General features: G+C 67.1%; 1 pseudogene. It reads left to right on the forward strand.

The annotated features are described in order from the left end of the window. Positions 1–182, forward strand: a pseudogene (locus QWJ41_RS21525) (hypothetical protein); the annotation flags it as partial. Between the last annotated feature and the right edge of the window lie 46 nt (positions 183–228).

A 228-nucleotide genomic window follows, 5' to 3' on the forward strand; every position in this document is an offset into this window, starting at 1 on the left:
AGCTTACCACCAACCTCATCATCGCGGCCTCGGAGTCCGAGGAGCACCTCAGCCAGCCCGAGATCGACGACATCCTCGGCATCGCGCTGCGCCGCGACGCCTCCTGCCGCCCGGTCCTGCAGGGCCGCCCCGACGCGGCCCTGCGGCGCCGGGCTCTTTTCTTGTTTGCATTCCTACCCTAGGGGGGTACCCTATGGACATGGTTGAGCACCAGCACGGGTACCTGCA

Origin of the sequence: Nocardioides cremeus, assembly GCF_030518195.1 — a bacterium.
Taxonomy (GTDB): domain Bacteria; phylum Actinomycetota; class Actinomycetes; order Propionibacteriales; family Nocardioidaceae; genus Nocardioides; species Nocardioides cremeus.